9 protein-coding genes are annotated in these 16,091 nt (G+C 73.1%); all 9 read left to right on the forward strand.

Translation table 11 applies throughout. The features are described 5' to 3' along the window. Nucleotides 1-123 precede the first annotated feature (123 nt). From ACFQ0P_RS06880 to ACFQ0P_RS06920, 9 genes are read left to right on the forward strand one after another with little or no spacing between them, the layout of a single operon-like run. Nucleotides 124-6,183 (forward strand): Ig-like domain-containing protein, encoded by a 6,060-nt coding sequence (locus tag ACFQ0P_RS06880; protein ID WP_204977800.1) that lies wholly within the window; start codon nucleotides 124-126, stop codon nucleotides 6,181-6,183. Nucleotides 6,184-6,220: 37 nt separating this feature from the next. Continuing rightward, on the forward strand, nucleotides 6,221-7,192 hold the full coding sequence (locus ACFQ0P_RS06885; protein ID WP_204977802.1) for an AAA family ATPase: 972 nt from the start codon (nucleotides 6,221-6,223) through the stop codon (nucleotides 7,190-7,192). Next, the gene (locus tag ACFQ0P_RS06890; protein ID WP_204977803.1) at nucleotides 7,192-8,439 is read left to right on the forward strand and encodes a DUF58 domain-containing protein; all 1,248 of its coding nucleotides are present in this window, start codon (nucleotides 7,192-7,194) and stop codon (nucleotides 8,437-8,439) included. The genes ACFQ0P_RS06885 and ACFQ0P_RS06890 overlap by 1 nt, the downstream gene beginning before the upstream one ends. Then, a complete protein-coding gene (locus ACFQ0P_RS06895; RefSeq protein WP_204977804.1) occupies nucleotides 8,436-10,817 on the forward strand; it encodes a transglutaminase family protein in 2,382 nt (793 codons plus the stop codon). The genes ACFQ0P_RS06890 and ACFQ0P_RS06895 overlap by 4 nt, the downstream gene beginning before the upstream one ends. Beyond that, nucleotides 10,814-11,632 carry an FHA domain-containing protein gene (locus tag ACFQ0P_RS06900; RefSeq protein WP_204977805.1) on the forward strand — a complete coding sequence of 273 codons (819 nt, stop codon included), beginning with the start codon at nucleotides 10,814-10,816 and terminating at the stop codon, nucleotides 11,630-11,632. The genes ACFQ0P_RS06895 and ACFQ0P_RS06900 overlap by 4 nt, the downstream gene beginning before the upstream one ends. Further along, a complete protein-coding gene (locus tag ACFQ0P_RS06905) occupies nucleotides 11,629-12,450 on the forward strand; it encodes a PP2C family protein-serine/threonine phosphatase (protein ID WP_204977806.1) in 822 nt (273 codons plus the stop codon). Before ACFQ0P_RS06900 ends, ACFQ0P_RS06905 begins: the two co-directional genes overlap by 4 nt. Continuing rightward, complete coding sequence (locus ACFQ0P_RS06910) at nucleotides 12,450-13,745, forward strand: FHA domain-containing protein (RefSeq protein WP_204977807.1); 1,296 nt, start codon at nucleotides 12,450-12,452, stop codon at nucleotides 13,743-13,745. Before ACFQ0P_RS06905 ends, ACFQ0P_RS06910 begins: the two co-directional genes overlap by 1 nt. Continuing rightward, nucleotides 13,742-15,361, forward strand: coding sequence for a serine/threonine-protein kinase (locus ACFQ0P_RS06915; protein ID WP_204977808.1), 1,620 nt, complete (start codon nucleotides 13,742-13,744; stop codon nucleotides 15,359-15,361). The genes ACFQ0P_RS06910 and ACFQ0P_RS06915 overlap by 4 nt, the downstream gene beginning before the upstream one ends. Continuing rightward, nucleotides 15,358-16,086, forward strand: a complete 729-nt coding sequence (locus ACFQ0P_RS06920) for a hypothetical protein (RefSeq protein ID WP_204977810.1) — start codon at nucleotides 15,358-15,360, stop codon at nucleotides 16,084-16,086. The genes ACFQ0P_RS06915 and ACFQ0P_RS06920 overlap by 4 nt, the downstream gene beginning before the upstream one ends. The last annotated feature ends 5 nt before the right edge of the window (nucleotides 16,087-16,091 follow it).

A 16,091-nucleotide genomic window follows, 5' to 3' on the forward strand; every position in this document is an offset into this window, starting at 1 on the left:
GGAATACGATCTCCCAGGCGGGTGCGCGGCGCGGGGGCGGTCGGCGGCGCGGGTTAGGCTGAAGCGTTCCCGCCACTGCGCTCGCCACGCATGCACGAGACCGCCGGAGGAGGCCGAGGTCCGATGACGTCATTCGCGTGGCTTCGCGCGCGCCCGCGCGCGCTCGCCTCGGCGGGCGTCGTCACGGCGGCTGCGGTCGCGATCACGACCATGGCTTTCGTGTACGAGGGCAACCCCACGACCGAGGTGGACCTCCACGACGGCGGCGTCTGGGTGACGAAGCAGTCCGCGCTCCTGGTCGGCCACTTCAACCACGAGTCGCAGGTGCTCGACGGCGGCCTGCGCACCGCCGGCACCGACTACGACATCCTCCAGTCCGGCGGCGACGTCATGGTGGTCGACGCGACCGACTCGACCGTGACGAGCGTCGATCCCGCGATGGTCGCGCTCGGCGAGTCCGCCGACATCCCGGGCGGCGCCAAGGTCGTGCTCGGGGGCAGGACCGTCGGGATCCTGGACCGCGAGTCCGGCGATCTCTGGGTGGTTCCCGCGCAGGGGATCGGCGCGTTCGCCGTCGAGGCCGCCGAACCGCTGGCGACCCTGGGCGAGGGGGCGGATGTCGCGGCCGGCGTCGACGGCACCGTGTACGCGGTCTCCGCCGAGGAGTCCGAGCTCGTGACCGTGCGGACCGACGCCGAGGGCGCGCCCGCGGAGCCGGAGCGCTCCGGCATCGACGGGCTCGACGAGAAATCCCAGGTGACCGTGACCGCGGTCGGAGACCGCCCGGCGGTGCTCGACACCGCCACCGGCACGCTCTTCGCGGACGGCCGGGCGACGCCGATCGAGGGCGGCCAGACCGCCGTGCTCCAGCAGCCGTCCGCCCAGAACGCGGCGGTGACGCTCGCGACGACGTCGTCGCTCGTGCACGTCCCGCTCGACGGCTCCGAGCCGGTCGCCCAGTCGTCGGGCGCGCAGGGCGAGCCGGCGGCTCCGGTCTTCCTCGAGGGATGCTCCTACTCGGCGTGGAACGGCTCGGGGAAGTTCCTGCGCGACTGCGTCGGCGAGGCCGACGATCTCGCCACCGACATCGACGGCCTCGACGCGGCATCCGTCCTGCGATTCCGCGTCAACCGCGACGTGGTCGTGCTCAACGACGTGATCGGCGGCGCGGCGTGGATGGCCAGCGACAGCATGCAGCGCGTCGACAACTGGAACGAGATCACGCCGCCCGAGGGCGAGGCCGAGGAGGACGAGCAGACCACCGAGGAGACGGTGGAGACGACGCTGCCCGAGCGGTCCGACGAGAACACGCCCCCGATCGCCACGGACGACGACTTCGGCGTGCGGCCGGGTCGAACGACGCTGCTTCCGGTCCTCGACAACGACAGCGACCCCGACGGCGACGTGCTGATCGCGTCGGTCGAGGGCGACGGCCCGTCGTTCGGCGAGGTCACCGCGATCAACGACGGCGCCGCGCTCCAGGTCGCCGTGCCGGAGAACGCGACCGGGGCTACGTCGTTCGCGTACGGCATCGACGACGGGCGCAAGGGCACCGACACCGGCACCGTGACGCTGAGCGTGCACGACTGGAGCGTCAACGCCGCGCCCGTGCAGAAGCGTGTGACGACCGTCGTGGTCGAGGCGGGCGGCGTCGTGTCGTACAACGTGCTGCCGGACTGGATCGACCCCGACGGCGACGACGTCTTCCTGCAGGCGGTCACCCCCGCTCCGGGGGACGAGGCCGACTTCACCTCCGACGGGCGCATCACGTACCGCGCCGTCGGCGGCACGCAGGGGCGCAAGGACGTCGAGATCGTCGTGTCCGACGGCGAGGAGCAGGCGGCCGGCACCGTGCGCTTCGACGTGCGCCCGCTCGGGTCGACCGACCCCGTCACCAACGCCGACCGCGTCGTCGTGCAAGCGGGTCAGGTCGCCACGGTCGCGCCGCTCGCCAACGACACCAGCTCCGGCCGCGAGCAGCTGCGGCTCGTCCGGGTCGACGAGGTTCCCGGCACCACGATCACGCCGGACTTCGCGAACAAGACGTTCGCCTTCCGCTCCGACGCTCCCGGCACCTACTACGTGCAGTACCTCGTGGCCGCGGGGTCGAAGAACGCCGAGGGGCTCGTCCGGGTCGACGTGCTCGCGAAGGCCGACACGACCCTGCCGCCCGTCGCGGTGCGCGACGTCGCCCTGCTGCCCAGCGGCGGCGAGGTGCTCGCGAACGTGCTCGCGAACGACTCCGATCCGGCCGGCGGCATCCTCGTCGTGCAGTCGGTCACGGTCGAGCCGAACTCGGGCATCTCGGTGGCCGTCCTCAACCACGAGACGCTCCGCATCAGCGACCAGGCCGCCCTGGGCACCCAGGTGCGCATCTCGTACCGCGTGTCCAACGGTCTGAAGTCCGCCGAGGGCGAGGTGATCGTCATCCCGATCCCGGCGCCCTCGCAGCTGCGTCCGCCCGTCGCCAACGACGACCAGGTCGTCGTGCGCGCGGGCGACGTCGTGAACATCCCGGTGCTCGAGAACGACTACCACCCCAACGGCGACGCCATCCACGTCGCGCCCGACCTCGTGCCGCCGCTCATCGAGCCGGAGGACGGCGAGATGTTCGTGTCGCAGGACACTCTGCGGTTCAAGGCCTCCGACGAGCCGGGGACCGTCTATGCGACCTACGAGGTCATCGACAGCACCGGGCAGAAGGACGCGGGGTACGTGACGATCCAGGTGCTCCCCGTGAACGAGGAGACCAACGCGGCGCCCCGGCCCCGCGACATCGTCGCGCGCGCGCTCGCGGGCAGCGAGGTTCGCATCGCGGTGCCGCTGGACGGCATCGACGCCGACGGCGACTCCGTCCGGCTCGAGGGGATCGCCTCCGCGCCCGAGCAGGGCCGCGTGGTCGAGGTCGGCTCCAACTACATCGTCTACGAGGCCTTCGACGAAGGCGGCGGCGTCGACGCCTTCACCTATCGCGTGCGCGACCGGCTGGGCGCGGAGGCGACCGGCTCCATCCGCATCGGCATCGCGCCCGCGGAGAGCGCGAACCAGGCGCCCTATGCCGCCAAGGACGCCGTGGTCATGCGGCCGGGCCGCACCGTCGCGGTGCCGGTGGCCGCGAACGACTCCGACCCGGACGGCGACCCGTTCTCGGTCGTGGCCGACGGCCTGATCCTCCCCGACGTCGAGGGACTCGAAGCGCGGGTGTCGGGCGACCGGGTGCTGGTGACCGCGCCCGAGGAGGAGCTCGAGACCTCCCTCCAGTACACGATCCGCGACCAGCGCGGCGCCACCGCGACCGCGGTCGTGCAGGTCACCGTGTCGGAGGACGTGCCGCTGCTGCGCCCGATCGCCCGCGACGACTTCGTGCGCGCGGCGGATGTGGAGGGCACGAGCGTCGACATCGAGGTCCTGGCGAACGACGAGGACCCCGACGGAACCGTCGAGGACCTCGCCGTGTCCGTCGACGGAGCCGGGGCGCGCGTCCTCGCGGACGGCACCGTGCGCATCGAGCTCGACGACACCGACCGGATCCTCACCTACACGATCACCGACCGCGACGGTCAGACGGCGTCCGCGTTCGTGCACGTGCCCTCGCTCACATCGCTGCCGCCGACCCTCATCTCGACCGACGCGATCGAGGTCAAGAGCGGCGAGACGATCGAGCTCCCGCTCGAGGATCATGTCCAGGCGGCGGGGGGCGCGCGCGTCGTGATCACCGAGGCGGCGAAGGTCAGTGCGGTGAACTCCGACGGATCCAACCTCGTCAAGGACCAGACCACGCTCGTCTACACGTCGAAACAGGGCTACTTCGGGCAGGACGCGCTCACGTTCGAGGTCACTACGGGCTCCGGTCCCGACGATCCCGATGGGCTCAAGGCGACGCTCACCATGCCGATCACGGTCCTCCCGCCCGACAACCAGCAGCCGGAGTTCGTCGACGGGCAGGTGGATGTCGCGCCCGGCGAGGACCCGACGAGCCTGGATCTGCGCGCCCTCACGACCGACCCCGACCCCGAGGACCTCGACGGCATGCGCTACGAGATCGCCGGTGGCGTGCCGAACGGCCTGTCCGCGTCGATCGACGGTCAGGAGCTCCGGGTGAGCGCGGCATCCGACACCCCCAAGGGCACCCTCGAACGCCTCACGATCCGGATCTCCGACGGCGAGACCGACCCCGTCGAGGGGACGGTGACCGTCCGGGTGACGGCATCCACCCGTGAGCTGGCGACGGCGAACGACGACATCGTCGAGGAGGCCCACCAGGGCGACACCGTGGTGGTTCCCGTGCTCCGCAACGACGTGAATCCGTTCCCCGACACCCCGCTGAAGCTGCAGAACGTGATCCCCGAGACCGGTCGCGGCGTCGCCGAGATCACGGGCGATCAGGTGAGCGTGACGCCGGCCGAGGACTTCTTCGGCACGATGGTCGTCCGCTACCGCATCGCGGATGCTACGAACGACGCCGACCGCGAGGTCGAGGGACGCATCCGCCTCACCGTGCAGGGCCGGCCCGATGCGCCCGGCACGCCGGTGGTGTCGAGCGTGCAGGACCGCACGGTCGTGCTGTCGTGGACGCCGCCGTCGAACAACGGCGCGGTGATCACCGGCTACGAGGTCTCCTCGGTCGCCGGCGATTACACGCAGCAGTGCGCCTCGACGACCTGCACGCTCACCGGTCTCACCAACAACGTCGAGTACAACTTCACCGTCGTCGCGGTGAACCGCGTCGGCGAGTCCGACCCGTCGGCACCGTCGGAGACCGCCCGGCCCGACGCGCGTCCCGACACCCCGAACCCGCCGACCCTCGTGTTCGGCGACCGCAGCCTCCAGGTGGCGTGGACGACGCCCAGCACCCCCGGTTCGCCCGTCGAGTCGTTCTCGCTGGAGATCTCGCCCGCCCCGCCGTCGGGCATCGTGCAGAAGTCCGGGCTCACCGGCAACAGCACCGTGTGGGAGGGCCTCGAGAACGGCGTCGCCTACCAGGTGCGCGTGCAGGCGCACAACCGCGCGCCGGAGCCGTCGAGCTGGAGCGCGTGGTCGGCGACCGAGATCCCCGCGAGGGTTCCGGATGCCGCGGCCGCCCCCTCCACGGAGCGTCTCGACCCGGTCGGCAGCCAGGCGCAGATGCGCGTGTCGTGGGGTGCGCCGGCCAACAACGGCGACGCGATCGCCGAGTACCGCCTCAACGTCATCCGCGGCGGGGCCGTGGTGAACACGCTGAGCGTCCCGGGCAGCCAGACCTCGCAGGCGCTCGCGATCGACGCGTCGACGAGCGACTACACGTTCACCGTCGCCGCACGCAACAAGGCCGGCTGGGGTGCCGACAGCCCGCCGTCCGCACCGCGCCGTGCCTTCGTCGCGCCCGGCGCGCCGACGAACGTGCAGGCATCCACGCCGAACGGCAACTCCGCGATCGTCGTCACGTACAACCCCGCGCCCGGCAACGGCGCGAACGCCTCGGAGCTGCGCTACGAGTTCTCGCTCAACGGCAACCAGTGGCGCGCGGACTGGGACGGCCGCGTGATCGGCGGGCTCAACAACGGTCAGACCTACACCGTGCGGGTCCGGGCGTACACGGCCCTCGACGGGGTTCGCTACAACGGAGCGGAGTCGGCGTCCTCGAACGCCGCCGTGCCCTACGGGCCCGTGCGCAACCCGGGAGCGGACGCCACGCGAGACGGCACCTCGATCCGATTCGAGTGGAGCGCACCCGCCGAGAACGGCCGGCCGATCGACCGCGTCGAGGTGCGCCTGCCTGGCCAGGGCTGGCAGAACCTCGGCAGGAACGGGTCGCGCACGATCGACTACGGCTACGACCAGACGCGCGCGATCGACGTCCGTGCGTTCGACACGGCCGGGCAGGTCTCGGCCGTCGTCTCCGCGCAGGCCACGACGGCGCCGCAGCCGCAGCCGCGCGCCTACGTCACGCGCGGAGCGAACGCCCAGGGGCAGCCCGGCTGCGGGAGTGCGTCGTGCGCCTTCTTCGTGGTCAACACGCAGGACTTCCCGGCGGGAAGCTACCGGTACGAATGCTGGGGCGGCGGGAGCAAGTTCAACACGTGGGAGGGCCCGGTGAACTTCCCCGCGAACGGCCGCACCCAGCTCCAGTGCTACTACGGGCAGCCGGGCGCGAACGTCTGGGTGGTCCTCAACGGCAAGAGATACGAGACGACGCAATGGTGACGCCCACGCGCGCCACGACGAGAAGGAAGACACGACGATGACGATGACCCCCGAACAGGCCGCCTGGTTCCAGGGGACCTTCACCCGGCTGGTCGACAACGTCGACCGCGCGGTCCTCGGCAAGCGCGAGGTCGTGGGCCTGGTGCTGTCGGCCATGCTGGCCGAGGGCCACGTGCTGCTCGAGGACGCGCCGGGAACGGGCAAGACCAGCCTGGCCAAGGCGCTCGCCGCCACCGTTCAGGGCACGAGCAGCCGCATCCAGTTCACGCCGGACCTGCTTCCGTCCGACGTGACGGGCGTCACGATCTACGACCAGGCCTCACATCGCTTCGAGTTCCACAAGGGCCCGGTGTTCGCCTCGATCGTGCTGGCCGACGAGATCAACCGTGCGTCGCCCAAGACGCAGTCCGCGCTGCTCGAGGTCATGGAGGAGTCCCGCGTCACGGTCGACGGCGTCACCCACGAGGCCGGACGCCCGTTCCTCGTCATCGCGACGCAGAACCCCATCGAGCAGGCCGGCACCTACAAGCTGCCGGAGGCCCAGCTCGACCGGTTCCTCGTGCGCACCTCCATCGGCTACCCCGACCTCGCGGCCTCCGAGCGCATCCTCGCCGGTGCCGCCGACCGCAACCCGGCGGCGAGCCTCCCCGCCATCATCACGACCGGCGCAGTGGCCGACATGGCCGACCTCGCCGCTACGGTGCACACCGAGTCGGCGGTGCTGCGCTACACCGCCCAGCTCGCCGAGGCGACGAGGACGGATGCCGCGACCCGCCTGGGCGTGTCGGTGCGAGGCGCGCTCTCGATGATCCGCATCGCGAAGGTGTGGGCCGCCGCGCAGGGCCGCCACTACGTCACGCCCGACGACGTCAAGGAGCTCGCCGCACCGGTGTGGACGCACCGTCTCGTGCTCGACCCGGAGGCGGAGTTCGCCGGCACCACGGCCGACACCGTGATCGCGCGTGTCCTGGAGGACGTCGCGGCACCGCAGGCGAGGTCCGCCGCCTGATGACGACCGAGGCACTCGGGCAGGCGGTGCCCGTCGGGGACCGCCGCGACCGGTGGGCGGAGCTCGCCGCACGCGTCTGGGGGCGCGTGCGGCGTGTGCTCGACGTCGTCCGCCCGGCCGCCTGGGTGCTGATCGCCGGTGCGATCGTGCTGTGGATCGCGGGTGCGTCCCTGGGGTGGTGGGAGCTCACGGTCGCGGCCGTCGTCCTGGCCGTCCTGCTCGCCCTGTGCGCGCTCTTCCTCATCGGGCGCACCGCCTACGACGTGACCCTCGACCTGACCCGCACCCGAGTGGTGGTCGGCGAGCGCGCGGTCGGCGCCCTCACGCTGTCCAACTCGGGTGGCCGCGCCATCCTCCCCTCCCGCGTGGTGCTGCCGGTCGGAGCCGGCCGCGGCGAGTTCCAGGTGTCGCGGCTGGCGCCCGGTGCCTCGGCCGAGGAGCTCTTCGCGATCCCGACGGTGCGCCGCGCGGTGGTGGCGGTCGGCCCGGTGAGCGTCGTGCGCGGCGACCCCCTCGGACTGTTCGAGCGGGTCCACCGGCGCGAGGAGCCGGTCGACCTCTTCGTCCACCCCCGCACGGTGCTGTTCGAGGGTCAGTCCCTCGGCTTCCTGCGCGACCTGGAGGGACTCCCGGCGACGGACCTGTCGCGCGACGACGTCTCGTTCCACGCCCTGCGCGAGTACCAGCCCGGCGACGACCTGCGCCACGTCCACTGGAAGTCGACCGCGCGCACGGGCAGCGTGATGGTGCGCCAGTACGAGGAGACCCGCCGCTCGCACTTCGTGATCGGGCTGTCGACGCACGCCGGCGACTACCGCGACGACGAGGAGTTCGAGCTCGCCGTCTCGGCCGCCGGCTCGCTGGGCCTCCGTGCGCTGCGGGACTCGCAGCGCGTCGAGGTGCGGGTGCAGGAGCGGTCGCTGCCCTCGGGGACGGGCAAGCAGTTCCTCGACTCGCTGAGCGCCGTCGTGCACTCCCGGCCGCGCGCGGGCGGCATCGTCGAGCTCGCGGGCGTGGTGGCCGCCACCCTGCCGCTCGCGAGCGTCGTGGTGCTGGTGTGCGGAAGCTCCGTCGACGCGAACAGCCTCCGGGCGGCGTGCGCGCGCCTGCCGTTCGGGGCACGCGCGCTCGCGGTCGTCGCCCACTCGGGCGCCGCGCCGAGCCTGCGCCGCATCGCCGATGCGGATGTCGTGACCGTCGGCTCGCTCGAGCAGCTGCCCGCCGCCCTGCGGAAGGTGCTCGCATGAGCCCGACCGCGGTGGTGCTGCCGCTCCGGCGCTGGATCCTCGACCTTTCTGCCGTCGGGGTGCTGCTCCTCGTGCCGATCGTGGGCTTCTGGCCCACCTTCGGCGGACCCGCCTACCTCCCCGCCGCCCTCGGCGGCCTGCTGCTCGGGATGGGCCTCGCCGCCGTGTGCGCACGGATGGGCTGGGGCATCCTGTCGCTCGCCGGCCTGACGGTGGTGGCGTACTTCCTCTTCGGCGGGGCGCTCGCGCTGCCGCACACGGCCGCGCTCGGCTTCGTGCCCACCCTCGACACGCTCGCCCGCCTCGCGACGGGGGTGGTCACGTCGTGGAAGCAGCTGCTCACCACCGTTGCGCCGGTCGCGGCATCCGACGGCCATCTGGTCGTGCCGTTCCTGCTGACCCTCGTGGCGGGCGTCGTGACGGCCTCGCTCGCGCTGCGACTGCGGACCGCGGCGTGGGCGCTCCTCCCTGCGGCGGTGCTCCTGGGCGCGCAGATCGCCCTCGGCACGTCGCAGCCGGCGGCGCCGCTCGTCCAGGGAGTCCTGTTCGCGATCGTGGCGGCGGTGTGGCTCTCGGTGCGGCAGAGCTGGGAGCACGGGACGGGGGCGATCCCCCTCGGCGGCGAGGAGACCCCCGCTCGCGGCCTCGCGGTGCGGCGCATCGTCGTCGGAAGCGCCGTCGTCGTCGTCGCGACGCTCATCGGCGTCGGTGCGACGGCGTTCGCCGCGCCCCAGAGTCCGCGGTACGTGCTGCGCGACGTCGTGATCCCGCCCTTCGACATCCGGGAGTATGCGAGTCCGCTGCAGTCGTTCCGCGCGTACGTGCGCGACTTCGCCGACGTGCCGCTCTTCACGGTCTCGGGCATGCCCGACGGCGCCCGGGTGCGCCTGGCGACGATGGATGCCTACGACGGCACGGTCTACAACGTCTCGGACGACGGCGGTGGAACCTCCGGAGCGTTCGGCCCGGTCCGCGGCAACATGTCCGCCGAAGCCGAGGGGACGCCCGCCACGGTCCGCGTCGAGGTCGGGGCGCTCGACGGCGTGTGGATGCCGGAGATCGGTGCTGTGCGAAGCGTCGAGTTCGACGGCGACCGCGCCGAAGAGCTTCGGCGCTCGGCGTTCTACAACGAGGCGACCGAGACGGCGGTCGTCACCGAGCGCCTCTCCGAGGGCGACGCGTACACCCTCGAGACCGTTGTGCCGGCGTCACCGAGCGACGATGCGCTGGAGGACGCCGACTTCGCGCCGGTGGCTCTCCCCGACCAGGAGGGCGTGCCGCAGGACTTCGCCGAGATCGCCTCGAAAGCGGTGGCCGAGGCGGAGACCCCGATCGAGCAGGTGCGGGCGCTCCAGACGATGCTCGCCGAGGGCGGGTTCTTCAGCCACGGGCTCGAGGGGGAGGTGCTCTCCCGTGCCGGGCACGGCGCCGAGCGCATCTCGACGCTCCTCGGCAGCGACCAGATGGTCGGGGACGACGAGCAGTACGCCGCCGCCATGGCCCTCCTCGCCCGCGAGATCGGCATCCCCGCCCGCGTGGTCATGGGCTTCTACCCCGAGGAGGAGGAGGGTGCGGGCCAGCCCGTCTTCGCGGCCACGGGTGACACGCTCCACGCGTGGGTCGAGGTGGCCTTCGCCGACCACGGGTGGGTCACGTTCGACCCCACGCCGCCCGAGGACCAGATCCCGAACGACCAGACCACCAAGCCCCGCGCCGACCCCAAGCCGCAGGTGCTCCAGCCGCCGCCCCCTCCGCAGGAGCCCGTCGACCTTCCGCCGACGGTGCCCGACGACCGCGAGTCCGAGGACGAGAGCGGCTTCGACGCCGCGCTCCTCGCCCTCATCGTGGTCCTCGTCGTCGGGATCGCGGGTCTGCTGGCGCTCCTCGCCGCGCCGTTCCTCGTGATCGGCGCCATCAAGGCCTCCCGCCGCCGCAAGCGGCGCGAGGCCGAGCGCGCCGCCGACCGCATCAGCGGCGGCTGGGACGAGCTCGTGGACCGAGCGACGGACTACGGCACGCCCGTCCGGCCGGGCGGCACACGCCGCGAGGATGCCGGGATCGTCGGCACCGCCTTCGCCGAGCCGCGCGTCGCGACCCTCGCTCAGCAGGCGGACCTCGAGGTCTTCGGACCGTCCGAGCCGACCACGGACGACGTCGCCGAGTTCTGGCGTCAGGTCGATGAGATCGTCGGCGGGATGGGCGCGGGCCGCTCCGTCTGGGCTCGCCTCGCCGCCCGGCTCAACGTGCGCTCGCTGCTGGCGGGCACGCGCTTCGCGCTGCCGCCGCGCTCCGCCCGTCCCACCCGAGAGCCCGGCTCCCCCCGCTCGCTCCGCGGCCCGCGCGAAGCGGACGAGACCCGCACCGAGGAGGCCGAATGACCGCCCGCCCGACATCCGCCCTCACGCTCGTCGCCGTCGGCGCGGCGGGCCTGCTGTCCGCCGGGATCGCCGCCGCGGTCGGCCTCGCGGCCGGCGGCGTGAGCGTGCTCGCCGTCGCGAGCGCGGGTGTCGCCGGTATGGCGTGGGCGGGATCGCTCGTGTGGGCGGTGCTGTACACGGCGCGCCGCGCCGCGGCCGGGGCGATGCCCGCCGCCGCGCCGGTCGATCCCGACACGGCATCCGATCCCGCGCCCTGGTTCCTCGGTCCCGGCCGTCCGACGGCCGGGCCCGTCACAGCCTCCCTTCCGCAGATCGCGGCGCCGGACTCCGCGCCGCCACCCGCGCGCCCGCCCGTGACGCCCGCGGGGGCGGCGATGCTCGCCGAGCGCACCGGCCTCGAGGAGCGGACGGCGGATGCCGCGGCATCCGCTCTCGAGATCACACGCACCGTCCCCCCGGCCGCGCGCCCCGCGGACCGGTTCGTCGACGCGCCGCTGCTCGCGGTGCTCACGTGGGACGACGGGACGCGAATGGCGGTGTACGGCCGCACGCTGTACGGCCGCAATCCCGCGGTCGAGGCGGGGACGGTGAGCGTGCCGGTGCGCGACGAGACCCTGTCGCTGTCGAAGACCCACTTCGAGGTCGGCGGCGGCGCGACGGGCGCGTGGGTCGCCGACCGTCACTCCACCAACGGGACGGTGCTGGTGCGCGGGGCCGCACGCCATCCGCTCGTCCCCGGGCGGCCGGCGGCCCTGCGCGGGGGCGACCGCCTCGAGCTCGGCGACCGGGCCGCGATCGTGGACCTCGCCTCATGAGCGCCCCGATCTCGGTGGTCTTCGGAGCCGCGACGGACGCGGGCCTGCGGCGACGCATCAACGAGGACTCCCACATCGCGTCGGCGCCGCTGTTCCTCGTCGCCGACGGCATGGGGGGCCACCAGGCGGGCGAGATCGCGAGCGCTGCCGTCATCGAGGAGTTCGCCGCCCTCGCGGGGCGCCCGAGCGTCGGGATCGACGACGTGCGCACCGCGCTGGCCGCGGCCCGCCGGCGCGTGGAGGCGCTCCCCGCGGGCGCGGGGACGACGCTCACGGGCGTCGTGATCGCCGACGTGGACGGCGAGGGCTACTGGCTCGCGATCAACCTCGGCGACTCCCGCACGTACCGCCTGAGCGAGGGCGAATTCGAGCAGGTCAGCGTGGATCACTCGGTGGTGCAGGAGCTGATCGACGCGGGTCAGCTCGACCCGGAGGCCGCGCAGCGCGACACGCGCCGCAACGTGATCACGCGGGCGATCGGTGCGGGCAGCGCCGGAGACGCGGACTACTGGCTGCTCCCCGCAGAGGCCGGCGACCGCATCCTGGTGTGCTCCGACGGGCTGTCCGGCGAGCTGGAGCGCGAGACGATCCATGCGATCCTCCTCGCGGAGAGTCACCCGCAGGCCGCAGCGACGCGGCTGGTGCACGAGGCCATGCTGCGCGGAGGACGCGATAACATCACGGCGCTGGTGGTGGATGCCACGGCCGTCCGTTCGCGCGCGAGCGGTCCGCGCGATCACACCGCGCCGTCGACGCCGGTCGCCGACGAGATCGACGGCGACACGCTCCCACGCGCGGTCGCCGCAAGGGGGAACTGATGCCGGTCCACTATTCGCCGGGCACGCACCCGGTCGCCGTGACGCCGCAGGGCGTCGCGGTGCTCGCGGAGGACACATCGCCCGCGCTCGCCGCGCGCATCCACGCTCTTCTGGCCGACGGCCGCGGTCTCGGCGGCGTGCTCGAGGCGCTCACGGGTGCGTACGGCACGTCGCTGTCCGCCGTGCCGCCGTTCGCGGTCGCCCTGGCCGAGAGCGGAGCGGTGCGTCTCGCGGTGCGCGGCGCGTTCGTCCTCGACGTCACGGCCGGCGCGGCCGAGCGGGTGTCGGGCGAGGGCGTCACGACGTGGACGGAGCGGGTGATCTCCGACGTGTCGCGGGTGGAGCTGACGCCGGCGGATTCCGCGCCGCCCGAGCTTCCCGTCGCGGACGGCGTCGTGCTCGCGGCATCCCTCACGTGGGTGCCCTCGGCGGACGGTCCGCAGGTCGCGCCTGCGGCGGTGGCGGCGGGTGCTCCGGAGCCGGAGCCTGGTGAGGAGGCGCCGGTCCCGGAGCCGGAGCCCGTTCAGGAGGCGCCGGTCCCGGAGTCTGACGAGCCGGAGCCGGAGCCGGCGCCCGAGCGCCCGGCCGCGGCATCCGCCCCCGCCCCCCGGGTCGCGGTCGTCCCGCCGCCGGCCCCGAAGCCGGAGCCTGTCGCGCCTGCGCCGTTGCCGGGGCTGATCGACTCTGCCGCCGTGCTGTCGGTCGCCGACACCCTGCTCCCGGCCGAGTCGACGCTCATCCCCGCGGCGGAGCACGAGGAGGAACGGGCGACCGATGCCGTGGCGAGTGAGGCGGAGCCGGCGGAGCCCGTGGATGCGACCGTCGTGCGGGAGGTGGGTCCGCCCCCCGCGATGCTCGGCGATCACGACGGCGAGACGATCTCGGTCGCCGAGGCGCGGGCGATGCGCACGGGTGATTCCGTTCCGCCGCCGCTCGCACCGCCGAGGCCTCCGGCACCCGGGCGGGTCCGCATGTCGACGGGGCCGGTGATCCTGCTGGATCGGACGGTCGTGATCGGTCGCCGCCCGCGGTCGACGCGCGTGTCCGGCACGGATCTTCCGCACCTGGTCGCGGTGGACAGCCCGCAGCAGGACATCTCGCGCAGTCATGTCGAGCTGCGGGTCGAGGGCGACAGCATCGTGGCGACCGACCTGCACACGACGAACGGCACGACGCTGCTGCGGTCGGGCGTCGACCCGATGCGGCTGCACCCGGGTGAGGGCACGGTCGTCGTGCCGGGTGACGTGATCGATCTGGGCGACGGCATCACGGCGACGATCGAGGACATCGCGTGAGCGGCAAGCGTGCGCCCATGGCGCCGCCCGATCTCCCGGGCTTCACGTATGTCGACGTCCTGGGGTCGGGCGGGTTCGCCGACGTCTTCCTCTACGAGCAGGCGCTGCCGAAGCGGCGGGTCGCGGTGAAGGTGCTCCTCACCGAGCGGATGTCGAGCGGTTCGGTCGCCGAGTTCACCGCCGAGGCGAATGTCATGGCGATGCTGTCGACGCATCCCGCGATCGTCACGATCTATCAGGCGGGGGTCGCGCGGGACGGGCGGCCGTACCTCGTGATGGAGTACTGCCCGAAGCCCAACCTGCAGGTGCGCTACCGGCGGGAGCCGTTCTCGGTCGCCGAGTCGCTGCGCGTGGGGGTGCAGGTGGCGGCGGCCGTCGAGACCGCGCACCGCGCGGGGGTTCTCCACCGCGACATCAAGCCCGCGAACATCCTGGTCACCGAGTACAACCGTCCGGCGCTGACGGACTTCGGGATCGCGTCGACGACGTCGGCGGCGGCGGAGTCCGCGGGCCTGTCGATTCCGTGGTCGCCGCCGGAGTCGTTCGCCGATGTGCCGCGCAGCGACCCGCGGTCCGACGTGTATGCGCTGGGTGCGACGGTGTACACGCTCCTCGCGGGTCGTTCGCCGTTCGAGCTGCCGGGCCAGCGCAACACCGCGGCCGAGCTGATCCAGCGCATCGAGACGATGCCGCTGCCCCCGCTGGGGCGGCCGGATGCCCCGGCATCCCTCGAGCGGGCGCTCGAGCGCGCCATGGCGAGGTCGTCGGGGGACCGCTACGACTCCGCGATCGCGTTCGCCCGGGCCCTGCAGAAGGTGCAGATCGAGCTGTCGCACTCCGTGACGCCGATCGACATCCTCGACGACGGCGTGGCCGAGGATGCCGTGCAGGACGAGGATGAGGGCCTCACGCGCGTCCGCGGCGTCGTGAGCATCGATCCGCAGACGACGCCGGCGGCGGGGCGGACGCGTCCGTCGGCGGCCCCTGCCCCGGCGTACGAGCCGGCGGAGGCCCAGACCGTGCTGCGCGGGGCGGTCCCGGCGGCCGATGACGCGGCGGAGACCCGTGTGCGCGGTCCGGTCGAGGTGCCGGCCGTTGTGGATGCGACGGTCGCGCGGGCTCCGGCATCCGTCTTCGCGGAGCCGCCCGCGAGCGAGCCGCCCGCGGCTGTTCGCCCCGAGGCGGCTCCGGGTGAGGGGCCGTCGCGCCGGGGACTGTGGATCGGGCTCGGCGCCGCGGCGCTCGCCGTCGTGGCGGCGGTGATCGTCGGGGTGTCGCTCCCGGGCATGCTCGCCGGGGGTGACGCAGCGCCGACTCCCGCGACGACGTCCGAACCCCAGGACCCGGTTTCGGCGGTCGTGCCCGAGCCCGAGGATCTTGCGGGCGCCGTCGTCGCCGACGGTGTGCGTTTCGCGTGGACGAATCCGGATCCGCAGGACGGCGACCGCTACCTGGTCGGGGTGGTGACGCAGTCCGACGACGAGCCGGCCTTCGAGCCGGTGCCCGACACCGAGGTCGTCGTGCCGGCTGACGCGTCGGGCACGACGTGCGTGGAGGTGCTCCTGGTCCGGGAGAACGGCCAGTCGTCCGATCCGGTGAGGGGGTGTGCGCCGTGAGCGCGAGTGTGACCGACGAGCTGACCGTCGAGTTCGCGGGGGAGGCCTTCACCGTCGAGCCCGGCGCCGTGTTCACGGTGGGGCGCGAGGGCGACCTCGCGATCGACGACAACCTCTTCCTGCACCGCCACTTCCTCACGATCGAGAACGTGGCAGGCCTGTGGCTGCTGTCGAATGTCGGCAGCCGCTTGTCGGCGACCGTGACCGACACGGGCGGCCGCGTGCAGGCGTGGCTCGCGCCGGGTGCCCGCCTGCCGCTCGTGTTCGCCGCGACGGCAGTGATCTTCAGCGCCGGTCCGACCACGTACGAGCTGACGATCCACGTCGCGGAGCCTGCGTTCCGCGAGACGCAGTCTTTCGGGGACGACGACGGACTGAGCACGATCGGCGACATCCCGCTCACTCACTCCCAGCGCGTGATGATCCTCGCGCTGGCCGAGCCGGTGCTGCGGCGCGAGGGGACGGGCATGAGCGAGCTGCCGACCTCCGCGCAGGCGGCGGAGCGCCTCGGATGGACGCTCACGCGCTTCAACCGCAAGCTCGACAACGTGTGCGACAAGCTGGACCGGATCGGTGTGCCCGGCATGCGCGGCGGCGTGCGCTCGTACGCGACCAACCGCCGGGTGCGGCTCGTCGAGCACGCAATCGCTGCGCGTCTCGTCACCCGCGAGGATCTGCCGCTGCTCGACCAGGAGCGCGAGTCCGCCTCCGACGACGACTCGTGACCCCA

The organism is Microbacterium insulae (assembly GCF_042677065.1).
GTDB lineage: Bacteria > Actinomycetota > Actinomycetes > Actinomycetales > Microbacteriaceae > Microbacterium > Microbacterium insulae.

Bases quoted from the DNA above. Each gene is read 5' to 3' on its own strand.
- ACFQ0P_RS06900 (WP_204977805.1), top strand. From the start codon at position 10,814: ATGACCGCCCGCCCGACATCCGCCCTCACGCTCGTCGCCGTCGGCGCG.
- ACFQ0P_RS06885 (WP_204977802.1), top strand. From the start codon at position 6,221: ATGACGATGACCCCCGAACAGGCCGCCTGGTTCCAGGGGACCTTCACC.
- ACFQ0P_RS06890 (WP_204977803.1), top strand. From the start codon at position 7,192: ATGACGACCGAGGCACTCGGGCAGGCGGTGCCCGTCGGGGACCGCCGC.
- ACFQ0P_RS06905 (WP_204977806.1), top strand. From the start codon at position 11,629: ATGAGCGCCCCGATCTCGGTGGTCTTCGGAGCCGCGACGGACGCGGGC.
- ACFQ0P_RS06895 (WP_204977804.1), top strand. From the start codon at position 8,436: ATGAGCCCGACCGCGGTGGTGCTGCCGCTCCGGCGCTGGATCCTCGAC.
- ACFQ0P_RS06910 (WP_204977807.1), top strand. From the start codon at position 12,450: ATGCCGGTCCACTATTCGCCGGGCACGCACCCGGTCGCCGTGACGCCG.
- ACFQ0P_RS06880 (WP_204977800.1), top strand. From the start codon at position 124: ATGACGTCATTCGCGTGGCTTCGCGCGCGCCCGCGCGCGCTCGCCTCG.